This is a genomic window from bacterium, assembly GCA_012517375.1.
In the GTDB taxonomy this organism is placed as follows: domain Bacteria; phylum Hydrothermota; class Tepidihabitantia; order B3-TA06; family B3-TA06; genus JAAYVC01.
Map to the genome: position 1 here is coordinate 1 of JAAYVC010000088.1, position 6098 is coordinate 6098.

6 protein-coding genes are annotated in these 6098 nt (G+C 46.9%); all 6 read left to right on the forward strand.

The features are described from left to right. The coding region (locus tag GX441_09220; protein NLI98819.1) for a PAS domain-containing sensor histidine kinase at nt 1–490 on the forward strand (490 nt) is incomplete at its 5' end. Next, the gene (locus GX441_09225) at nt 468–1811 is read left to right on the forward strand and encodes a sigma-54-dependent Fis family transcriptional regulator (GenBank protein NLI98820.1); all 1344 of its coding nucleotides are present in this window, start codon (nt 468–470) and stop codon (nt 1809–1811) included. The genes GX441_09220 and GX441_09225, both read left to right, overlap by 23 nt. 255 nt (nt 1812–2066) lie before the next feature. Further along, nucleotides 2067–2381 (forward strand): hypothetical protein, encoded by a 315-nt coding sequence (locus GX441_09230; GenBank protein ID NLI98821.1) that lies wholly within the window; start codon nt 2067–2069, stop codon nt 2379–2381. A 15-nt stretch (nt 2382–2396) separates the two neighbouring features. Continuing rightward, entirely contained in the window at nt 2397–3701 is a 1305-nt protein-coding gene (locus GX441_09235) for a Glu/Leu/Phe/Val dehydrogenase (protein NLI98822.1), read from the forward strand. 58 nt (nt 3702–3759) lie between these two features. Then, a complete protein-coding gene (locus GX441_09240; GenBank protein ID NLI98823.1) occupies nt 3760–4980 on the forward strand; it encodes a Glu/Leu/Phe/Val dehydrogenase in 1221 nt (406 codons plus the stop codon). 236 nt (nt 4981–5216) lie between these two features. Then, nucleotides 5217–5639, forward strand: coding sequence for a hypothetical protein (locus GX441_09245; protein NLI98824.1), 423 nt, complete (start codon nt 5217–5219; stop codon nt 5637–5639). The last annotated feature ends 459 nt before the right edge of the window (nt 5640–6098 follow it).

Here is a 6098-nt window from a genome sequence, read left to right on the forward strand (position 1 = left end):
AAACAAAGTCGTTACGGAAGGCATCTTCTTTCTTGAATCAAGATGCGCCAAGGAAGGCATAGAACTTGTCCGCAATCTTGATGCGCGCCTGCCTGTAATAATTGCCGACCCCGCTCAACTGCACCAGGCGCTTGTAAATCTTATAGTCAACGCAATTCAGGCAATGCCTGGAGGCGGAACGCTTACAATATCAACTCATGCCGATGGGAACATTCTTTCTCTCTCCGTAGAGGACACCGGGATAGGCATGAGCAAGGAGATAATGAAGCAGATATTCCTGCCTTTCTTTACTACTAAAGACGTTGGGCAGGGAACCGGCCTTGGTCTCGCGGTCGTTCACGGAATCGTGACCTCTCACGGAGGTTTCGTAAGTGTTGAAAGCGAAGCCGGAAAGGGATCGAGATTTACAATATCATTACCGTTATCTGAGCAAAGAGAACTACAAGGATGCACTGAAAAAAAGGAGAATGACAAAGATGTCGACAACTGAAGACAAGAAAATACTGGTAGTAGATGACGCCAGAGACACGATAGAAGTTCTGCAGAGAAATCTCTCATCCAAGGGTTATCTGGTCTTCACAGCTCAAAGCGTTTCCGAAGCGCTTGCGATACTCGAAGATACCGAAGTGGACCTCGTAGTAACCGACCTTAAGATGCCTGGTGTAAGCGGTCTTGACCTTGTCAGACACGTGAGGGAAAATCTCAAAAACACTGAAGTAATGATGATTACAGGATATGCCACAGTAGAAGGTGCAGTTGAAGCCGTTAAAATAGGTGCGGATGAATATCTCGCAAAACCTTTCACCGACGAAGAGCTTTTCAGTGCTATAGAGCGATCTCTTGAAAAATTGAAGATCCGGCGTGCCGCGCAAACCACAAATGTCAAGCCCCAAAGGCACGGAATCATAGGAGAATCCCAAGGGATGCTTAAGGTTTTTGACGCAATACAAAAATGCGCAGAAACAAGAGCGACGGTCTTGATAACCGGAGAAAGCGGTACCGGAAAGGAACTCGTAGCCAGAGCGATACACTACACGAGCGACAGGGCTTCTGCTCCTTTCGTGCCCGTTAACTGCGGAGCAATACCGCAGGAGCTTCTGGAATCGGAACTCTTCGGCTACTTGAAAGGCGCTTTCAGCGGGGCATCATCAACAAGGGCGGGTTTCTTTCAGACCGCTGACGGCGGTACTATTCTCTTAGATGAAATATCAGAAACAAGTCTCGGCATGCAGGTCAAGCTTTTAAGGGTGCTGCAGGATAAGGAAGTATTCATGGTGGGCTCGCGGAGACCGCAAAGGGTCGACGTCAGAATAATTGCCGCGACTAACAAGGAACTCACGGAACTGGTTAAGAAACAACTCTTCCGGGATGATTTGTTCTACCGGTTGAACGTTATAACCATCGACATTCCTCCCTTGAGGAAAAGGGAGGATGATATTCTTCTTTTGATAAATCATTTCGTAACTAAATTCGCGGTTGCATCCGAAAAACAAGTTCCGCACTTTTCAGACGATGCCTTGAAGGTGTTGAAAAACTATCACTGGCCAGGGAATGTAAGAGAACTTGAAAACGTCGTCCAGCGGCTGATTGTAATGACCGAAGGCGATGTTATTGAGGTTTCGGACTTGCCGTCGCTCATGCGTTTTTCGGCGTTAAGGGACTATGGCCTGAACCGAACGCTCGCAGAGGTCGAGGCTGAATACATAAAGAATGTTCTTACAAGTGTCGGCGGCAATAAAACAAAAGCCTCAGAAATACTCGGAATAGACCGCAAAACCCTCAGGGAAAAGCTAAAAAAGATAGAAGAGTAGAATCCAAAAGAAGAATAATCGGGTAATTTCTCCTCACTGGTACAATAATCCTCTATTGTCACACCCCTGTATAATTTGTCCTTTCGACAGGTTATAACGCAAAACCCCTTTTTTAGATGCGTATGTCTAATATTAATTAAACTTAAGATTATAGCGGCGTTTGCAGATAACTCATCGATTACCTGGCATGATCATTGCTTGTGTTAAGAGTGATTCCAGTAAATAACCGGAATCATAAAAATAAAAATGGAGATAATGATGTCAAACGTAATTACCGAAACAAAGAAAGCAACAAAAGCTGCAGTAAGAGTCGAATATCGCGGCTTGTGTGCTACGTGCACGCTCTCAGAATCCTGCACCTTCCCCAGGAATGTTGAAAAACCAGTCATGCATTGCGATGAATTTATAGGATATGAGATGCCGAAGACTACAGTCGCACCCAGAACGGTTGCTTCGAATGATGAAGAAAGAATCGAAATCAAGGGGCTGTGCAAAAACTGCGAAAATTATGCGACATGCACTTTTCCTAAGCCGGCAAGCGGGGTGTGGCGTTGCGAGGAGTACGAATAAGGAATAGAGGACAAAATGCCAACTCTCACTGCAAACGCTACTGATAAGAAACCAACAGAGCTGAAAAGAAGCGTCTACGATAACGTAACCAGGCAATTCGACAAAGCTGCGGATCTCATGGGTCTTGACCCCAAGATCCGCAGCATCCTTGCAAGAACGACAAACGAGATCATCGTTCACTTTCCGGTCAAAATGGACGATGGCCGGATAGAGATGTTTACAGGCTACAGAGTGCAGCATAACAACGCGCTGGGTCCTTACAAAGGCGGATTAAGGTTCCACCCGGCTGTTGAGATCAATGAAGTCAGGGCTCTGGCGACCTGGATGACATGGAAATCGGCGATTGTAAATATACCCTTCGGCGGTGCAAAGGGCGGGATTCAACTTGACCCATCAAAGTACAGTCAAAGCGAGCTTGAGCGCATAACCCGGCGCTTCACGTTCGCTCTAGGTTCGAACATAGGACCAGAATACGATATTCCTGCGCCTGACGTCAATACGACACCCCAGATAATGGCATGGATACTCGATACTTATCTTTCAACAATGCCTGCAACCGAAAGACAACGCTCTATCCATGTTGTTACAGGAAAACCCATTGAAGCCGGCGGCAGTCTTGGACGCGATAAAGCTACCGGACAAGGCGTAGTGTTCACTATAGAAGAATGGGCCAAGGACAACAATTTCAACCTCAAAGACGCCACCTACTTCGTTCAAGGTTTTGGAAACGTAGGCTCCTGGGCTTCAAGATTGCTGGCTCCGCACGGTTCAAAGCTAATAGCCGTGGAGGATGCCTCAGGCGCCTTCATTAACCAGGACGGTATTGACCCACTCGAGTTGACCGAGTATGCCAAAAAGAATAAAGGGCTGGTAGGCGGATACCCAAAGATGAAGCCTGTAGATCATGAAGCCTTTCTTGCAACCAAAGCCGACATTTTCATACCAGCCGCTCTTGAGAACCAGATTACCGCGGAAACCGCACCCAGAATAAATGTTAAGCTAGTCGCCGAGGGCGCAAACGGACCTACCGATCCCGAAGGTGATGCAATACTCTATAAAAGGGGAATACAAGTAATACCGGATGTCTTGTGCAACGCCGGAGGCGTAATGGTCAGCTACTTCGAATGGCTTCAGAACAAGCGCAGCGAATTCTGGGAGCTTGAAGAAGTAGACTCCAAGCTACATAAGAAACTTGTAAGCGCATACCAGCGTGTACGTGATACTGCCAAGGAATACGGAACAGACTGGCGCACCGCCTGCTACATAGTCGCTCTCTCTCATCTGGCGACGGTATACAAGGAACGCGGGATCTTCCCGTGAGTCCAAGGAGTTCGAAGTGAAGCCGCAGACAGGACTACTGGAAACCGTACTCGATAGAATGGACAAAGCAGCCGCCATAATCAATCTCGATCCTGATATTAAGAAGATAATACGTGAAACTAAAAACGAGATAATACTCAACTTTCCGGTAAAGATGGACGATTCAGAGATAGAAATGTTTACCGGCTACAGAGTCCAGCATAGCGACGTGATGGGCCCTTATACAGGCGGCATCAGATTTCATCCGTGGATAGAGCTTGACCAGATCAAGGCTTTGGCCATGACAACCACCTTCAAAGCCGCTGTACTGGACATCCCTATGGGCGGCGCAACCGGAGGAATCCAGTTCAACCCAAGAGATTATTCAAAGGATGAGATCGAGCGCATTACTCGTCGTTTTACCTTCTCCCTCGGGACGAATATCGGTCCTGATTTCGACGTTCAATCACCCGATATAAATACAAATCCGCAAATAATGGCCTGGGTTCTTGATACGTATCTTTCTACGGTCAGGCCGCAAAACCGAAACGGTTCTATACACGTTGTTGCAGGAAAACCCCTGCGTTCGGCAGGTACTGCTGGCCGAGATAGAGCAGCCGGTCAAGGGATAGTATACGCCATTAAAGAATGGTCCAAAGAAAAAGGATTCCAACTAAAGGACGCAACCTTCATGGTCCAGGGATTTGGAAACGTTGGTTCCTGGACGGCATCGATTCTTGCAGAAGAAGGAGCAAAACTAATTGCCGTAGAAGATGCTTCAGGTCCCATAACAAATCCAGAAGGTATTGATACTTCAGGGCTTATAGAACACACTGTAACTAACAAAAAGCTTGCTGGCTTTCCTGGAGCAAAACGCGTAACCCACGAGGAGTTCCTTTCAACCAAGGCGGATATATTTATTCCTGCCGCCCTTGAAAATCAGATAACCTCAAGCACCGCCCCAATGCTTTCCGTCAAGCTCATTGTAGAAGGTGCAGACAGCCCTACGGACAAAGAAGGAGATGAGATACTTGCCAAAAAAGGCATCGACGTAATCCCCGATATTCTCTCCAATACAGGCGGTTTGATAGTTGCATATTTCGAATGGCTTCAGAACAAAAGAAGCGAATTCTGGGAACTCGATGAGATACAGCGCAAACTCGAAAGAAAGATTGTTGATGCCTATAAAAGGGTGCGTGAAAACGCAAAAAAATACGGTAAGGACATGCGTTCAGCAGCATATATTACGGCTCTTCAAACACTTGAACGCATCTACACCCGCAGAGGCATCTTCCCGTAATGGACTGAGATTTCCAACATAGGGTTCAGCTCAATAAGCCGGGGCGAAAGCCCCGGCCACTTTTAAATGACAAGTTGCACTAATTCATAACATGTGTTCAAGAAAAGTACAATCCGTTGAATCCTTCTCAATATTCCCTCTTTCTAATAGACCTTTAAACAGAGACTTAGATTTTGTCTTATCTGGCACCTTTCTTGCTTACTTAAAGTCGAATAAACCAAACAAGAGAGGGGCAAATGCGCATTGCTCATTTTGTAAAGTATGGGAAAGCGTGGCTAAGCATCGCTATGTTTTGTTTTATAGCGATGATACCGTCCTGCATCTCATCCGACCTCGTAATAAAGACCGAAGGAACCTTCAAAGGAACCTATGTCAGCGTTGACGCAACATATGATGGTCCTCTATCTTTCGATTTTAAGCAGGTTGAAGAAGCAATAGACGCCCAAGGAACCATCACTATCGAGAACGAACGCATAGACTTCGAAGGTCACGGAACCATGACAAAGAGTCCGATTACACTTGACCTAAACGTCACAGGTACTGGATTTACAATGCATCTGGACGGCGCCCTTAACGGCAATCACCTCACGGGTTCCTACACCTTCACATCCTCAAAATGGGGTTCTGACTCCGGAAGCATCGATATGACCCTTTGGTAGATATAAGGTACTGTTTTGAGTAATTTAAGGATCTAAGAGTAATCCGAGGGAAAACTTCAAACCGTCATCTTGACGGTCGGTCAGGATTTATTCCTTAAAGTCAGGAATCATTTACCCCAACAGGTTGCTTCGCACCCCGTTGGGGACCCCGAACCGAGTCAGGATTAACTCTTCGTAGCCACATTTTATGGTCAAATACTCCCCAAAAGTAGCGGCTGGAAGCCGCATGGGCCGAACGAGCGCTGGAAGCACAGACGAGCGCAGGAAGCGCATGCATTCAGCATCGAGTAAGAGGGGTCCCTCGACATGAAATGACGACGCTTGGGGAGCAACGTGCGGAGCAGATTTGTGGGATGAAAGGATTGGAGGTTTTTAGATAGTGTCAATGGATTCCTCTCTCCCGAAGGGAGGGGGCAGGAAAAACCTCTCCTAACGGGAGAGGTCGGCTTCAGCCGGGTG

What these genes read in the sequence shown, in the direction of transcription:
- GX441_09230 (NLI98821.1), top strand. Translation starts at nt 2,067, where the DNA reads ATGATGTCAAACGTAATTACCGAAACAAAGAAAGCAACAAAAGCTGCA.
- GX441_09240 (NLI98823.1), top strand. Translation starts at nt 3,760, where the DNA reads ATGGACAAAGCAGCCGCCATAATCAATCTCGATCCTGATATTAAGAAG.
- GX441_09245 (NLI98824.1), top strand. Translation starts at nt 5,217, where the DNA reads ATGCGCATTGCTCATTTTGTAAAGTATGGGAAAGCGTGGCTAAGCATC.
- GX441_09225 (NLI98820.1), top strand. Translation starts at nt 468, where the DNA reads ATGACAAAGATGTCGACAACTGAAGACAAGAAAATACTGGTAGTAGAT.
- GX441_09235 (NLI98822.1), top strand. Translation starts at nt 2,397, where the DNA reads ATGCCAACTCTCACTGCAAACGCTACTGATAAGAAACCAACAGAGCTG.